Here is a 13,661-nt window from a genome sequence, read left to right as displayed (position 1 = left end):
CCGCGATCGCTCCGCTACGATTTCGCCGCGATGCTGCCAGCCACCAAGGGGATCTTCGACCGGCTCACCCGCCGCGGCCGCCTGATGACCAAGCGGACCTGCGACCGGCAGGGCCACGTCGTGCGCGAAGGGCGGTTCCTGTTCCGGACGCCGACCGCGTGGGAGTACGCCGCCGCGGTCGCCTGCGGTAGCGACCCGGCCGCGCAGCGCTGGCTCGGCTGGCAGCCCGACTCGATCGTCGCCCGGGGCGCGCGGGCCGACGCGATGCGCGTCGTGCCCGGCACCGGCCCGGACTGGGTGTCGCCCGATCCGCAGTCCCTCGACCTGGTGATGATCGACCTCGAGGCCAACCGCTGCGTCGGCCTGGTCAGCGTGCACACCGGCGAGGACGGCGGCCCGGAGACCGGCGGGTACCTCGCGCCGGACTACCGCGGCCGCGGCCACGGGCGCGTGCTGTTCGCGGCCGGCCTGACGCTCGCGCACGACCACCTCGGCCTGCCGCGCGTGCGGGCCGGCGCCGAAGTCGGCAACCTCGCGAGCGCGCGCTCGCTGCAGGCGGCCGGGCTCGCCCGCGTCGCCGGCCCGCCGACGTACCGGCTGCCGGACGGCCGCGTCACCGAGGCGTGGTGGTTCCAGCACGACGTCCCGCGGACGATCCGGTGCGGTGGTCCGCAGGCGACGTGGTTCCCGGCGTCGTTGCTCTAGCTTCGGTCCACGCCGACGTTTTCCGCGGCTAGTTTCGCCGCATGACTTCGCTTTCCGCTCCGGTTCCGCCTGTTCCCGTCGACGTCCCTGCGGGCGGTGTCGCCTGGCTGCGGGCGACGGTCGCCCGGTTCAGCAATGGTCCCGACCATGCCCGGCGGCGATCGCTGGCCGTCTCGCTGCTCGCCGATGTCGACCCGGATTCGTTGCGGGACAACGCTTACTCGCGGACCTCGGAGATCGTGGCGGCGGTGGAGACCGTCGACGTGATGGCGGTGATCGCGCGGCCGGTGCCGGTCGGGGTGCTCGCTGAGGCGCTCGGCCTGCCGGACGTCTCGGCGGACGTGACGCCGGTGGCGGCCGCTTACCACCCGCACGTGACGCCCGACGCGGCCGCCGAAGCCGCGTTGGACCGCCTGATCGCGGCCTGCGGCGGCCCGTCCGAACACACGGCGGCGCGGATCGGGCTGCTCGTCCAGGCCTGCGACGCCACGGCCGGCCTGATCGGGAACGGGATTTTCGCGCGGCTTTCCGGGAAACCCGCCGAACAGCCCGTGCTGCGCACCCGGCGTCGGGTCGACGGCGCGGACGTCACGGTGTCGCTCGCCGGTAAGCCGTTCGGCGCCGGCTACCGGGAATGCCCGGGTTCGCGGCACGCGCTCGCCGTCGCGACCGGGGTTTTCCAGGCGCTGCAGGGGTTTCGCCTGATGGAACCGGAGCCGGAGTGGGTGTCGTCGCCGAATCTCCGGATGCCCTCGGTGCTGCGGGTGACCCGGCGCCGAACGGCCGCCGGGTTCTGCTAAGACTTACCGCGTTCATCTTCTGGGGAAGGCGCGGGAATTGCTGTATTTCGATGGTCTGCTGGGCTTCGTCACGCTCGGGTTGTGGATCTTCTGCCTGGTCGACGTGATCACGACGGACGAGTCGTCCTGCCGGAACCTGCCGAAGGGCCTGTGGCTGCTGCTGGTCCTGATCGTGCCGCTGGTCGGCTCGATCGTCTGGCTGGTCGCGGGCCGGCCGCAGCAGACGACGCGGGCCCGCGGCGCGTACGAGCGGAACGCCCCGGCGTACCCGGAGTACGACCGCCCGGGCCGCTTCGCGGCCACGAACGCCGACGACGACGAGGAGTTCCTCCGCAAGTGCCGCGAACGCGCGGAGGCACAGCGCAAGCTGGCCCGCGAGAAGCGCACCGAGGACTGACGCCCCAGCCGTGTCGACTCTCCAGTCACGCGTGTCGACCCTTCCGGCCTGGCCTCACGCGTGACTGAGCGGGCATCACGTGTGATTGGGGAGGCATCACGCGTGATTGGGGAGGCATCTCGCGTGATTGGGGAGGCATCTCGCGTGATTGGAGGGTCGACACGGTGGTCAGCAGGCCGGGCCTTCGCACGTGCCGCGTTCGTAGGCCTCCAGGGTCGCGATCACCAAGCCGCGTTCGGACGGGGTCAGCGGGGCCAGGGCGTCGGTCCAGGCCTTGGCGCCGCGGGCCAGCCACGCGTCGACCGCCGGGCGCTTGTCCGGGGTGATGCTCACGATCGTGCGGCGGCGGTCCGCCGGGTCTTCGTCGCGGTTCAGCACGCCCTGGCGGGCCAGGTCGCCGACCATCAGGCTCGCCGTCGTCGGGGCGACCTCCAGGCGGCCGGCCAGCTCGGTGACCGTCATCGGCCCGTCGAACAGCAGGTACGACAGCAGGGACAGGTGCCGCGGCGCCAGCGCGCAGCCGTTCAGCTCGGCGGGGACGGGCGTCCGCTTCGCGCGGCCGACCAGCCGGGGCATCAGCAGCAGCAGCTGACGCACGGCGTCGTCGACGCTCGGACCGGCCTCCGTTGACACCGCCAGCCTCCCGTCGGTAGCTTTGTTTTCAAAGCAAACGCTTCTCGTGCTCCCGAGCGTACCTCGGGCCGCGATCGAGCGTACCGGCCAGAACAGGGGTTTCCATGACCGCACCAGCCGACATGAACGCATTCAACAACCAGGTCGTCGACGAGTTCCGGGCCAACGAAGGCGTTGTCGGAGGCATGTTCGAGGGCAAGAACGTGCTGCTGCTCACGACGATCGGCGCGAAGAGCGGCGAGCCGCGCCTGTCGCCCCTCGTCTACACCCGCGACGGCGAGCGGCTCGTCATCGCCGCGTCCATGGGCGGCGCGCCGAAGAACCCGGCCTGGTACCACAACCTCGTCGCGAACCCGAAGGTCACGGTCGAGGTCGGCACGGAGAAGTTCGAGGCCACGGCGACCGTGATCGCCGACCGCGCCGAGCGCGACCGCCTCTACGCGGGCATGGTCGCGCACGCCGAGGGCTTCGCCGACTACGAGAAGAAGACCACGCGGGTCATCCCGATCGTCGTCCTCGAACGCTGACACCCCGTCCCGCCGGCCGCGATCGAGGCGGCCGGCGGGAGCCGGGTCAGCGGAACCGCCCCGCGGGGTCGTACTCCGCCTTGAACCGCGCCAGCCAGGCGACGTCCTCGGCGGGGAACGCCGACGCCAGGTCCGAAGCCGGGTGCTCGCCGTAGAGGAACGGCAGCAGCCGGCCCGTCGACCACGGCGCCAGCGCGTCGAACAGCTTCGCGTGCGCGCGCCGGATCGGGTCCACGCCGTCCTCGACCACGGACAGCGCCCGCACGACGAACTCCGCCTTCGAGTCCCAGCCGACGCCGAGCGGGTCCCGGCGGGCGAGCTCGCCGCCGAGCCGGTCGATGATCAGCACCGTCTCCACCGGCGCGCCCGGGCCCGCGTGCTCGACGATCGACGCCAGCATCCCGTCGTTCAGGACCTCCACCGTCGCGTTCGTCCCGTGGTACGGGTGCGGGTGCGGCGGGTCGCTCGCGATCGACCCCGACTCCGTGTACGGCAGCCGCTTCAGCGTGTCCAGCAGCACCGGCGCGGCCGCGCGCAGCGGCGCGACCAGCTCCTCGCCGTCCTGGCCCAGGTACGCGATCCGGATGTTCGCGACGTGCTTGCCGCGGATCGGCGCCGGCAGGAACGGCAGGTCGGGCAGCGGGACCACGGCGATCGACGTCGTCAGGTCGTCGGGTGCGGTCATCGACCACGTGCGCCACGCGCGCAGCACGGCCGGCAGGTCCGCGGCGTCGAAGTACAGCCCGCCGCCGTACAGCTCGGTCACCGGGACCAGCCCGAACTCCAGCGCCGTCACGATGCCGAAGCCGGCGCGCCCGCCGAGCAGGGCCCGGAACAGCTCGGACCCCGGCGTCACCGTGCGGAGCTCGCCGCCGGGCGTCACGACGTCGATCGCGCGGACGTGGTCGGCCGCGCGGCCGAACCGCCGGGACAGCAGTCCGAAACCGCCGCTCAGCGTGTAGCCGACGACGCCGACATCGGTCGACGAGCCGCTCAGCGGCGCCAGCCCGTGCTTCGCGGCGGCCTCGATCACCGCGCCCCAGCGGACGCCGGCGCCGACCCTCGCGGTCTTCGCGACGGCGTCGATTTCGACGTCGGTCATCCGGCGCGTGCTGACGAGCAGGCCGTCCGTGCCGGCGGTCAGGCCGTGCCCGGTGGCCTGGACCGCGACCGTCAGGTCGTGCTCGGCGGCGTACTTCACCGCGGCGACGACGTCCTCGGCGTTCTCCGCGGCGACCACCACCGCGGGGTGGGTGGCGACGGAGGTCTGGAAACCGGCGACCTCTTCGGCGTACCCGTCCTGACCAGGGCGGTAGGTGTTCATCTCTGCCTCCTTCGTGCGTTGCCTCCAGCTTCGGGCCGGCGCGATCAGAAGTCCAAGATCTAGATTGTCTGCGTACTAGAATCAGTGCTTATGGAACTGCATCAGCTCGCGTACTTCGTCGCCGTCGCGGAGGAAGGCAACTTCACGCGCGCGGCGGACCGGCTGCACGTCGCGCAGCCCGGCGTGAGCGCGCAGGTCAAACGGCTCGAGCGCGAGCTGGGGCAGGAGCTGCTGGACCGGTCGGGCCGCGCGGTCCGGCTCACCGACGTCGGCGCCGCCGCGCTGCCGCACGCGCGGGCCGCGCTCGCGGCGGTGAAGGGCGTGCGCGAAGCCGTCGACGAGCTGGCCGGGCTGGTCCGCGGCCAGGTCGCGATCGGCGCGGTGACGTCGGCGGGCCCGGTCAAGCTGCCGGACCTGCTGGCCCGCTTCCACGAGCGCTACCCGGCGGTGGAGATCACGCTGTCCGAGGCCAACTCGGACACGATGCTCGCGGCCCTGCGGGAGGGCCGGCTCGACCTCGCGGTCGTCGGCCTGGCGACCGACCCGCCGCCGGGCATCGCGACGCAGGTCCTGATCGACGAGCCGTTCGTGGCGGTGACCACGGGTTTCCTGCCCGGCCGTGCGGACGTCGGGATCGCGGACCTGGCCGAGCTGCCGCTGATGGCGCTGCCGAAGGGGACGGGCCTGCGCACCGCGCTGGACGCCGCGTTCGCGCGCGACGGGCTGACGCCGCGGATCGCGTTCGAGGCGGCCGACCCGAACGTCCTGGTCCAGCTCGCGGTGCGCGGGCTCGGCGTGGCGGTGGTGCCGGAGTCCCTCGCGCGCTTCCACCAGGACGAGCTGCGGGTCGTGCCGATCGCGGGTCCCGGGCTGCGCGGGGTGCTGGCCCTGGCCTGGCGGACGGACGGGCCGTTGAGCCCGGCCGCGCGGGCGTTGATCGCGTTCGCCCGGGCAAGCCACCACTCTTGACACGTCGTCAACAGTGTCGTTCCCTGGAGGCGTGACCGATACCGCGCTCCAGGACGCCGTCGTCGGGGCCGGCCTGCTGGCCGGCAGCGCGAACGTGATCATGCAGCTCTCCCGCGCGCCCGTCGGGTACGGCGTTGTAGAGAGCAAGGTCGAAAGCGGGAACCTCTTCCGCCACCCGGTGAAGCGGACGCGGACCACGCTCACCTACCTCGCCGTCGCCGCGATGGGCACCGACGCCGAGCGCGCCGCGTACCGGCGCGGGGTCAACGCCGCCCACGCCCAGGTGCACTCGGGTCCTGAAAGCCCGGTCGCCTACAACGCCTTCGACACCGACCTCCAGCTGTGGGTCGCCGCCTGCCTGTACAAAGGCTTCGAAGACGTCTACCTCGCCTTCGTCGGCGGCGAGCCCACGACCTTCTACCGCGACGCGGCCAAGCTCGGCACCACGCTGCAGGTCCGCCCCGAGATGTGGCCGGCCGACCGCGAAGCCTTCGAGGCGTACTGGGCCGCGGGGCTCGACGAGGTCAGCGTCGACGACACCGTCCGCCGCTACCTCACCGACATCGTCGACCTGCGCTTCGTGCATCCGGTGCTGGCCGCGCCCGGACGCCGGTTCCACCGGTTCGTCACGACGGGCTTCCTCCCGCAGCGCTTCCGCGACGAGATGCGCCTGCCGTGGACCACCGCCGACCAGCGCCGGTTCGACGCGCTCCTCGCCGCGCTCGGCCGCGTCACCCGCGTGCTGCCCGCCGCGGTCCGGCGGTTCCCCTTCAACCTCTGCCTCTGGGACCTGCGCCGCCGGCTGCGCGCCGGACGTCCGCTGGTCTGAGGGGCACGCAGTGAGTTGACCGCTTCGCGCGCGGGCGCGAAGGTGGGCCGATGGGCACTGACGAGCTTCGTCACGGCGTCAAGGTGAGCAGCCTCGACCAAGAGGTCTTTCCCGGCGCGGGGGTGACCAAGCGCGAGTGGCTGGAGTACCTGGAAGCCGTCTCCGGGCGGATGCTGCCGGAGCTGCGCGACCGGCTGCTGACCGTGTTGCGGGTGCTGCGCGGGCAGGGCCCGTTCATGCAGAAGAACCTGCCGAAGTACACGCCGGAGTGGGTGGAGCGGGCCAGCGTCTGGGCCGACCGGTCCAAACGGGACGTCTCCTACGCGCTGTGCAACGACCTCCGCACGCTGATCTGGTTCGGCAACCAGCGGGCGATCGAGTTCCACACCTCGCTGCACCGCGAGCCCGGCCACGACCCGACCCACCTGATCCTCGACCTCGACCCGCCCGAGGACGGCCCGTTCTCGCTGGCCATCGGGGCCGCGAAGCTCGTGCGCGAAGCCCTGCGCAAGGACGGCATGGACGGCGCCGTGAAGACCAGTGGCTCCAAGGGCGTGCACGTCTTCGTGCCGCTGGCGCCGGGGCAGTCGATCGAGGACATCGCGGCGGCGACCCGCGCGGTCGCGGCCCGCGCCGAGCGCATCGACCCGGCGCTGGGGACGACCGAGTTCGTCAAGGACCGCCGCGAAGGGAAGGTGTTCCTGGATTCGACCCGGGCCGGCGGCGCGACCGTCGTCTCGGTCTACAGCCCCCGCAACCGCCCGGCCGCGCCGGTGTCGTTCCCGGTCCGGTGGGCCGACCTCGACGGCGTCAAGCCGGCGGACTTCACCGTGACCACGGTCCCGGGGCTGCTCGACGCCGGCGACCCGTGGACGGCGGAGATGCCGGAGCCGTTCGTGCTGCCCGCCGACCTCGTCGAGGAGGGGCACACGATCCCGATCGCCCGGGTGCTGGCGATGCACGAGGGCAAGCGCCGGGCCCGGGCCGCCCGGGAGTCCGGCTAAGCCGCCTGGTTGTGGCCCGGCCGGAACGCCGGGCGCCGCGGCGTGATCTCCACGATCCGGCCCGGGGCCTGCCGGACGCGCCGGCGGGCCAGCCAGACGGTGTCCCGGCCGAACGACCACACCAGTGCCACCAGGGCCAACGCCACCGCGCCGAGCGACACCGCCCACGGCAGCACCCCCGCGACCGCGACCACGAGCACCACGCCCTGGACGGCGGCGACCGTCTTGCGCGCCATGCTCGGGTACAGCGGAGCGGTCAGCCAGGGGAGCGCCCACGAAGCCGCGACGAACGCGTAGCGCATCAGGCCGATCGCCAGCACCCACAGCCCCAGCGTCCGGGACACCTGGATGCAGAGCAGCAGGATCAAGAACGCGTCGACCTCCATGTCGAAGCGCGCGCCGAACTCGGACGCGGTGCCGGTGCGGCGGGCGACCTGGCCGTCGAAGCCGTCCATCGCCAAGGCGACCGCGACCAGCCCGACCAGCAGCCAGAGCGGGTGACCGCCGTCGGCGATGAGCTCGGCCGCGCCGCCCACCAGGACAGCCCGGGCGAACGTGATCCAGTCCGCCGGGCCGAACTTCCCGCGGCCGCTCTGCCGCAGGCCCCAGCCCGTCAGCAGCACCAGCGCGAGGCCGTACGCGATCCCGGTCGCCCAGGCGACCGGGGAAAGGAAACCGGCCCCGGCGGCGAGCGCCCACACCGGGACCACAGAGCGTAGGAGAAGTCCGTTCTTGATCATCTTTTACTCCGCGAATCGGCACGGCTGCTCATAGGGTGGCGGCGACACCAGCCTCCGGTCGCCCGCAGAGGAGAACACGTGGAACAGGCGTTCTGGGTTCAAAGTCCCGGCGAAGGCGCGCTCCGGCCGGTGACCCTGCCCACCCCCGGCGACGACGAAGTGCTCGTCCGGACGCTCTGCTCCGGCGTCAGCCGCGGCACGGAAACCCTGGTCTTCCGCGGGCGTGTCCCGGCGAGCCAGCACGACGTCATGCGCGCGCCCTTCCAGGAGGGCGAGTTCCCCGGCCCGGTCAAGTACGGCTACCTCAACGTCGGGGTCGTCGAACGGGGGCCGGCCGAGCTGACGGGCAAGACGGTCTTCTGCCTCTACCCGCACCAGACCGCGTACGTCGTCCCGGCGAGCGCCGTGACGACGGTGCCGGACGGCGTCCCGCCCGGCCGCGCGATCCTCGCCGGCACCGTCGAGACGGCGGTGAACGCCGTCTGGGACGCGCGGCCGCGGCTCGGCGACCGGATCGCGGTGATCGGCGCGGGGATGGTCGGCGCCAGCGTCGCGAAGCTGCTCCGGGACTTCCCGGCGACGCGTGTGCAGCTCGTCGACGTCGACCCCGCGCGGCAGGAGATCGCCGAAGCCTTCGGCGTCGGCTTCTCGACGCCGGAACGAGCCCTGGGTGACTGCGACCTCGTCGTGCACGCGAGCGCGTCCGAAGCCGGGCTGGCCCGCGCGCTGGACCTGCTCGCGCCGGAGGGCCAGGTCGTCGAGATGTCCTGGTACGGCGACCGCGAGGTGCGCGTTCCGCTCGGCGAGAACTTCCATTCGCGGCGGCTGACGATCCGCAGCAGCCAGGTCGGGGCGGTCGCCCGGCCCGACCGGAGCTACGCCCAGCGGCTCCGGCTGGCCCTGGACCTGCTCGCCGATCCGGCCTTCGAAGCGCTGGTCACCGCCGAGTGCGCGTTTGAGGATCTTCCGTCGGTGCTACCCAGGCTGGCCGGGAATGAACTTTCCGCGCTCTGCCTCCGTGTCATGTATCAGCCGCAGTAACCACGTCCACCCCGAACGCATCGGAGGCCTTGGTGTTCAGCATCACCGTCCGTGACCACGTGATGGTCGCCCACAGCTTCCGCGGGGAAGTCTTCGGACCCGCGCAACGCCTGCACGGCGCGACCTTCGTGGTGGATGCGACCTTCCGCCGCGCCGAGCTCGACGAGGACAACATCGTCGTGGACATCGGCAAGGCCACGGAAGAGCTCAAGGCGGTGCTGAGCGACCTGAACTACCGCAACCTCGACGACGAGCCGCAGTTCAAGGGCATCAACACCTCCACCGAGTTCCTCGCGAAGGTCGTCGCCGACCGCCTCGCCGACGCCGTCCACGCCGGCCGCCTGGGCGAGGGCGCGCGCGGCCTCGAAGGCATCGCCGTATCGCTGCACGAATCCCACGTGGCGTGGGCGAGCTACGAGCGTGCCCTGTGAACTCCCTTCACGTCGTCCTCCCGGGGGACATCGACGACGCGTCGGTCCCGAGCGGGGGCAACACCTACGACCGCCGCCTGTGCGACCGCCTCGCCGCGGCCGGGCTCGACGTCCACGAGATCGCCGTCTCCGGCACCTGGCCGCGCCCGGACACCGAGGCCCGCTCGGTCCTCGGCCACCTGCTCGCCGCGCTGCCCACCGGAGCCGCGGTGCTGCTCGACGGCCTGGTCGCCTGCGGCGTCCCCGAGGTCGTCGTCCCGCAGGCGCGGCGGCTGTCGCTCTCGGTGCTGGTGCACCTGCCGCTGGCCGACGAGACCGGCCTGCCGCCCGCGCTCGCCGCCGAGCTCGACGCGCTCGAGCGCGAGACGCTGCGGGCCGCGAGCTCGGTCGTCGCGACCAGCGAGTGGGCCGCGCGCCGGCTGGTCGAGCACCACGGCCTCGCGCCGCACCGCGTGCACGCCGTGCCGCCCGGGGTCGACCCGGCGCCACTGGCCGTCGGCACCGACGGCGTGTCCCGGCTGGTCTGCGTGGCCAACGTGACCCCGCGCAAGGGCCAGGGCGTGCTCGCCCAGGCCCTCGAAACCGTCGCCGACCTGCGCTGGACCTGCGACTGCGTCGGCGGGATCAAGCGCGAGACGAAGTACGTCGAGCGGCTGCGCGAGCACCGGCTCGGCGCCCGCTTCACGCTCACCGGCCCCCGCACGGGCGCCGCGCTGCACGCGACCTACCACACCGCCGACCTGCTCGTGCTGCCTTCGCGCGCCGAGACGTACGGCATGGTCGTCACCGAAGCCCTCGCCCACGGCGTGCCCGTGCTGAGCACCGACGTCGACGCGCTGCCCGACACCCTCGGCGTCGCGCCGGACGGCTCGGTCCCCGGCATGCTCGTGCCCGGCGACGACGTCGCGGCGCTCGGCGCGGCCCTGCGCCGCTGGCTCACCGAACCCGAGCTGCGGACCCGGCTGCGCGCGTCGGCGAAGCTGCGCCGCGAGACCCTGACCGGCTGGGACGACACGGCCCGCCGGATCGCCGACGTCCTGCAGCGGCAGGAGGCGGCGGCATGACCACCTTCGCCCCCGAGTGGCTCCACCTGCGCGAACCGGCCGACGCCGCGGCCCGCGCCACCGAACTCCTCGAACCCCTGCGGGAGTACCTGCCCGCGGACTTCACCGTCCGCGACCTCGGCTGCGGCACCGGCTCGCTCGGCCGCTGGCTGGCCGCGCGCCTGCCCGGCACGCAGCACTGGATCCTGCACGACCACGACACCGAGCTGCTGACCCGCGCCCGCGCCTCCCTCCCGGCCACCGCGCTGGACGGCAGCCCGGTCGACGTCGTCGCCGAGCAGCGCGACGTCACCGCGCTGCGGGCCGCGGACCTGGCCGGGACGTCGCTGGTCACCGCGTCCGCACTGCTCGACCTGCTGACCAAGGCCGAGGTCACGGCCCTGGCCACGGCGATCGTCGAGGCCGGCTGCGCGGCCCTGCTCATGCTCTCGGTGACCGGCCGGGTGGAGCTCTCGCCCGCCGACCCGCTCGACCCCGCCATCGCGGCCGCCTTCAACGCCCACCAGCGCCGGATCGCCGGCGGCCGCCGGCTGCTCGGCCCGCTCGCGCTGGACGTCGCCGCGACCGTGTTCGGCCGGCTCGGTGCCGCGGTGGTGCGCGCGCCGAGCGCGTGGCGGCTCGGCCCGGACCAGGCGGAACTGCAGCGGCAGTGGCTCGAAGGCTGGGTCGGCGCCGCCGTCGAGCAGCTGCCGGAGCTGCGCCCGGTCGCCGACGTCTACCTGCAGCGGCGGCTGGAAATGGCGCAGTCGCACGAGCTGCACGCGGTGATCCACCACGGCGACCTGCTGGTCCTGCCGCCGAGCCTGGAGGTGGCGGCGTGAAGCGCGCACTCGCGTGGCTGCGCATCCTCGGTGCGTTCGGCATCCTCGGCGTCCTCGTCTGGCAGCTCGGCAGCGCCGCCTTCCTCGACGGCCTCGGCCGGATCAGCACGCCCGGCGTGCTCGCCGCCCTCGTCATCGGCTTCGCGACGACGGTGTTCAGCGCGGGCCGCTGGCAGATCGTCGCCACCCGGCTCGGCCTGCGGTTGTCCCTGCGCGGGGCGGTCGCCGACTACTACCGCGCGCTGTTCCTCAACGGCGTGCTGCCCGCCGGCGTCCTCGGCGACGTCCACCGCGCGGTGCAGCACGGCCGCGACTCCGGCGACGTGCCGCGCGGCGTGCGCGCCGTCGTCCTGGAGCGCACCGCCGGGCAGATCGTGCTGATCGCGTCCGCGGTCGGCGTGGTGCTCTTCGCCCCGGACGTCGTGCCCGGCGCGTTCCGCGAGGTCGTCACGGGTGCCGGGGTGGTCGTCGTGCTGGCCGCCGTCGCCGCGCTGGTGGCCGGGCGCGTGTTCGGCGGCCGCTGGATCCACAGCACGTCGAAGGTGCGCCGCGGCTTCGCCGTCACCCTCGCCGACCTGCGGCTCGGCCTGTTCAGCCGCGAGACCTGGCCCGGTGTGGGCTTCCTGTCGGCCGCGACGCTGGCCGGGCACCTCGCGCTGTTCGTCGTCGCCGCCCGCGTCGCCGGGGTCGGCGCGCCGGTCGGGCAGCTCGTGCCCCTGATGGTCCTCGCGCTGCTCGCGATGGGCCTCCCGCTCAACGTCGGCGGCTTCGGCCCGCGCGAGGGCGTCTGCGCCCTGCTCTTCGGCGCGGCCGGTCTGGGCGCCGCCCAAGGTGTCACCGTCGCCGTCGTCTACGGCGTGCTCACGCTGGTCGCGAGCCTGCCCGGGGCCGGTGTCCTGCTCGTCCGGAGCGTCGCCGGGTTCCGCGTGACCCGCGCTCCGCACCCCGCTGTCCGGCCCGCTCCGCGCGCGACCTCGGACACCGGGATCGAATCGGAAGTGGGGTTGCCTTCATGACCGCAAGCGAAGTGCTCGGGGACCTGCCGCACCGGGCCGTGGTCGAGCGGGTCGTCGAGACCCGGCTCCCGACCCGGCACGGGACCTTCCGCGCGGTCGGCTACCTCGACCGGGCCGGCACCGAGCAGGTCGCGCTGGTGTACGGCGAGCTCTCGCCGCTCGGCGCCCTGACCCGGGTGCACAGCGAGTGCCTGACCGGCGACGTCTTCGGCTCGACGCACTGCGAATGCGGCGACCAGCTGGCGGCCGCGCTGGACCGGATCGTCGAAGAGGGCTCGGGCGTGCTGGTGTACGTCCAGGGCCACGAGGGCCGCGGCATCGGCCTGCTCGCGAAGCTCGAGGCGATGCGCCTGCAGCAGGACGAGGGGCTCGACACGGTCGACGCGAACGTGGCGCAGGGCCTCCCGGTCGACGCCCGCGACTACCACGCGGCGGCGGGCATCCTGACCGACCTCGGCATCCGCTCGGTGCGGCTGCTCTCCAACAACCCGGAGAAGGTCGAACAGCTCACGCGCTACGGAATCCGGATCAGCGAGCAGGTCCCGCTGCTGGTTCCGCCGAACCCGGAGAACCTGCGGTACCTGCGGACCAAGGCCGAGCGGATGGCCCACCTGCTCCCGCACCTGGACCAGGTCTTCTCAGGCGCCTAGCGCCTCCAGCACGCCGGCGAAGCGCTGGACCAGCGTGTCCAGCACGACGTGCCCCTTCGCCGCGCTCGCCAGCGACGGACGGCCGACCACCCCCGACTCCGTGTACGCCCGCAGGCCCAGGGTCAGCAGGTGCTCCCGGTCGGTCACGTGGTCGGCCGTCTCGTAGCCGGGCCGGACCAGGTGCGGGTGCGCGTGCAGCAGGATCGACGTCTCGAGTTCACCCGCGTGCATGTCGTCGTCCAGCGACGTCCGCAGGCCCGCCGCGGTGTGCGCGGCCTGCCAGTCGGCGACGCCGGGGAACAACGCCATCGCGCCGGCGGCTTCCTGGACCACATTGGACAGTACGTAGTTGCCGCCGTGCCCGTTGACCAGCACGAGCCGCTCGACACCGGAGGCGCGCAGCGAGTCCGCGACGTCGGTGACCACGGCGTGCAGCGTGCGGGCCGAGACGCTCACCGTGCCGCGCCACCCCGCGTGCTCGTGCGAGCACGAGATCGTGACCGGCGGCAGGTGGAGCACTGGGTACCGCTCGGCGACCGCGCGGGCGAGCGTCGCCGCGATGACGGTGTCGGTCGCCAGGGGCAGGTGCGCGCCGTGCTGCTCGAAGCTGCCGACCGGCAGCACCGCGACCGCCGCGTCCCGCTCCTGCTCGTCGACGCTGGTGGCGAGCGGGAAGAGATCGGTCATGGGCACGTCCCTTCACTAGGTTG

The 13,661-nt window shown here is 73.3% G+C and carries 17 protein-coding genes; 13 read left to right on the top strand and 4 right to left on the bottom strand.

Going from position 1 to position 13,661, the window contains the following annotated elements; translation table 11 throughout:
* The first annotated feature begins 30 nt into the window (after positions 1–30).
* The 3 genes from ACYVLJ_RS03205 to ACYVLJ_RS03195 are packed head-to-tail and all read left to right on the top strand — an operon-like array spanning position 31 to position 1,902.
* The gene (locus ACYVLJ_RS03205) at positions 31–705 is read left to right on the top strand and encodes a GNAT family N-acetyltransferase (RefSeq protein WP_451968663.1); all 675 of its coding nucleotides are present in this window, start codon (positions 31–33) and stop codon (positions 703–705) included.
* A gap of 41 nt (positions 706–746) precedes the next feature.
* Positions 747–1,505, top strand: coding sequence for a hypothetical protein (locus ACYVLJ_RS03200; protein ID WP_460437688.1), 759 nt, complete (start codon positions 747–749; stop codon positions 1,503–1,505).
* A gap of 37 nt (positions 1,506–1,542) precedes the next feature.
* Positions 1,543–1,902: a PLDc N-terminal domain-containing protein gene (locus ACYVLJ_RS03195; RefSeq protein WP_460437687.1), complete on the top strand. Its 360-nt coding sequence runs from the start codon at positions 1,543–1,545 to the stop codon at positions 1,900–1,902.
* Between the two features lie 168 nt (positions 1,903–2,070).
* Here ACYVLJ_RS03195 and ACYVLJ_RS03190 read toward each other — a convergent pair whose 3' ends face one another.
* Positions 2,071–2,535 carry a MarR family winged helix-turn-helix transcriptional regulator gene (locus ACYVLJ_RS03190; protein WP_451968660.1) on the bottom strand — a complete coding sequence of 155 codons (465 nt, stop codon included), beginning with the start codon at positions 2,533–2,535 and terminating at the stop codon, positions 2,071–2,073.
* 104 nt (positions 2,536–2,639) lie between these two features.
* Here ACYVLJ_RS03190 and ACYVLJ_RS03185 point away from each other — a divergent pair, with 104 nt between their 5' ends.
* The gene (locus tag ACYVLJ_RS03185; protein ID WP_451968658.1) at positions 2,640–3,062 is read left to right on the top strand and encodes a nitroreductase family deazaflavin-dependent oxidoreductase; all 423 of its coding nucleotides are present in this window, start codon (positions 2,640–2,642) and stop codon (positions 3,060–3,062) included.
* A gap of 46 nt (positions 3,063–3,108) precedes the next feature.
* On the opposite strand, the gene ACYVLJ_RS03180 is transcribed toward ACYVLJ_RS03185, so the two are convergent.
* Positions 3,109–4,386: an FAD-binding oxidoreductase gene (locus ACYVLJ_RS03180; protein WP_460437686.1), complete on the bottom strand. Its 1,278-nt coding sequence runs from the start codon at positions 4,384–4,386 to the stop codon at positions 3,109–3,111.
* Between the two features lie 90 nt (positions 4,387–4,476).
* Here ACYVLJ_RS03180 and ACYVLJ_RS03175 point away from each other — a divergent pair, with 90 nt between their 5' ends.
* Genes ACYVLJ_RS03175 through ACYVLJ_RS03165 form a run of 3 tightly spaced genes read left to right on the top strand, consistent with a single transcriptional unit; the run spans position 4,477 to position 7,188 of the window.
* Positions 4,477–5,355: a LysR family transcriptional regulator gene (locus tag ACYVLJ_RS03175; RefSeq protein WP_460437685.1), complete on the top strand. Its 879-nt coding sequence runs from the start codon at positions 4,477–4,479 to the stop codon at positions 5,353–5,355.
* A 31-nt stretch (positions 5,356–5,386) separates the two neighbouring features.
* Entirely contained in the window at positions 5,387–6,184 is a 798-nt protein-coding gene (locus tag ACYVLJ_RS03170; RefSeq protein WP_451968652.1) for an oxygenase MpaB family protein, read from the top strand.
* 50 nt (positions 6,185–6,234) lie between these two features.
* Positions 6,235–7,188 carry a DNA polymerase domain-containing protein gene (locus ACYVLJ_RS03165; protein WP_451968650.1) on the top strand — a complete coding sequence of 318 codons (954 nt, stop codon included), beginning with the start codon at positions 6,235–6,237 and terminating at the stop codon, positions 7,186–7,188.
* Here the strand turns inward: ACYVLJ_RS03165 and ACYVLJ_RS03160 are convergent.
* On the bottom strand, positions 7,185–7,928 hold the full coding sequence (locus ACYVLJ_RS03160; RefSeq protein WP_451968649.1) for a CDP-alcohol phosphatidyltransferase family protein: 744 nt from the start codon (positions 7,926–7,928) through the stop codon (positions 7,185–7,187). The genes ACYVLJ_RS03165 and ACYVLJ_RS03160 overlap by 4 nt on opposite strands.
* Before the next feature lie 78 nt (positions 7,929–8,006).
* Here ACYVLJ_RS03160 and ACYVLJ_RS03155 point away from each other — a divergent pair, with 78 nt between their 5' ends.
* From ACYVLJ_RS03155 to ribA, 6 genes are read left to right on the top strand one after another with little or no spacing between them, the layout of a single operon-like run.
* Complete coding sequence (locus ACYVLJ_RS03155; RefSeq protein WP_460437684.1) at positions 8,007–8,969, top strand: zinc-dependent alcohol dehydrogenase; 963 nt, start codon at positions 8,007–8,009, stop codon at positions 8,967–8,969.
* Positions 8,970–9,001: 32 nt separating this feature from the next.
* Positions 9,002–9,400: a 6-pyruvoyl trahydropterin synthase family protein gene (locus tag ACYVLJ_RS03150; protein WP_451968647.1), complete on the top strand. Its 399-nt coding sequence runs from the start codon at positions 9,002–9,004 to the stop codon at positions 9,398–9,400.
* Positions 9,397–10,464 (top strand): glycosyltransferase family 4 protein, encoded by a 1,068-nt coding sequence (locus ACYVLJ_RS03145; RefSeq protein WP_460437683.1) that lies wholly within the window; start codon positions 9,397–9,399, stop codon positions 10,462–10,464. Before ACYVLJ_RS03150 ends, ACYVLJ_RS03145 begins: the two co-directional genes overlap by 4 nt.
* The gene (locus ACYVLJ_RS03140) at positions 10,461–11,285 is read left to right on the top strand and encodes a methyltransferase domain-containing protein (RefSeq protein WP_460437682.1); all 825 of its coding nucleotides are present in this window, start codon (positions 10,461–10,463) and stop codon (positions 11,283–11,285) included. The genes ACYVLJ_RS03145 and ACYVLJ_RS03140 overlap by 4 nt, the downstream gene beginning before the upstream one ends.
* Positions 11,282–12,301 (top strand): lysylphosphatidylglycerol synthase transmembrane domain-containing protein, encoded by a 1,020-nt coding sequence (locus tag ACYVLJ_RS03135; RefSeq protein WP_460437681.1) that lies wholly within the window; start codon positions 11,282–11,284, stop codon positions 12,299–12,301. The genes ACYVLJ_RS03140 and ACYVLJ_RS03135 overlap by 4 nt, the downstream gene beginning before the upstream one ends.
* The gene (gene ribA, locus ACYVLJ_RS03130; RefSeq protein ID WP_460437680.1) at positions 12,298–12,951 is read left to right on the top strand and encodes a GTP cyclohydrolase II; all 654 of its coding nucleotides are present in this window, start codon (positions 12,298–12,300) and stop codon (positions 12,949–12,951) included. Before ACYVLJ_RS03135 ends, ribA begins: the two co-directional genes overlap by 4 nt.
* Here the strand turns inward: ribA and ACYVLJ_RS03125 are convergent.
* Complete coding sequence (locus tag ACYVLJ_RS03125) at positions 12,940–13,638, bottom strand: creatininase family protein (RefSeq protein ID WP_451968640.1); 699 nt, start codon at positions 13,636–13,638, stop codon at positions 12,940–12,942. The genes ribA and ACYVLJ_RS03125 overlap by 12 nt on opposite strands.
* Positions 13,639–13,661 lie beyond the last annotated feature (23 nt).

Source organism: Amycolatopsis stemonae (genome assembly GCF_054781455.1).
The sequence above is the reverse complement of the archived record's forward strand: the minus strand, read 5'-3'. Positions and strand labels throughout refer to the sequence as shown.

Excerpts from the sequence above, each read along its gene's own strand:
- ACYVLJ_RS03205 (WP_451968663.1), top strand. The coding sequence starts at position 31 with ATGCTGCCAGCCACCAAGGGGATCTTCGACCGGCTCACCCGCCGCGGC.
- ACYVLJ_RS03200 (WP_460437688.1), top strand. The coding sequence starts at position 747 with ATGACTTCGCTTTCCGCTCCGGTTCCGCCTGTTCCCGTCGACGTCCCT.
- ACYVLJ_RS03185 (WP_451968658.1), top strand. The coding sequence starts at position 2,640 with ATGACCGCACCAGCCGACATGAACGCATTCAACAACCAGGTCGTCGAC.
- ACYVLJ_RS03180 (WP_460437686.1), bottom strand. The coding sequence starts at position 4,386 with ATGAACACCTACCGCCCTGGTCAGGACGGGTACGCCGAAGAGGTCGCC.
- ACYVLJ_RS03175 (WP_460437685.1), top strand. The coding sequence starts at position 4,477 with ATGGAACTGCATCAGCTCGCGTACTTCGTCGCCGTCGCGGAGGAAGGC.
- ACYVLJ_RS03165 (WP_451968650.1), top strand. The coding sequence starts at position 6,235 with ATGGGCACTGACGAGCTTCGTCACGGCGTCAAGGTGAGCAGCCTCGAC.
- ACYVLJ_RS03160 (WP_451968649.1), bottom strand. The coding sequence starts at position 7,928 with ATGATCAAGAACGGACTTCTCCTACGCTCTGTGGTCCCGGTGTGGGCG.
- ACYVLJ_RS03140 (WP_460437682.1), top strand. The coding sequence starts at position 10,461 with ATGACCACCTTCGCCCCCGAGTGGCTCCACCTGCGCGAACCGGCCGAC.
- ribA (WP_460437680.1), top strand. The coding sequence starts at position 12,298 with ATGACCGCAAGCGAAGTGCTCGGGGACCTGCCGCACCGGGCCGTGGTC.
- ACYVLJ_RS03125 (WP_451968640.1), bottom strand. The coding sequence starts at position 13,638 with ATGACCGATCTCTTCCCGCTCGCCACCAGCGTCGACGAGCAGGAGCGG.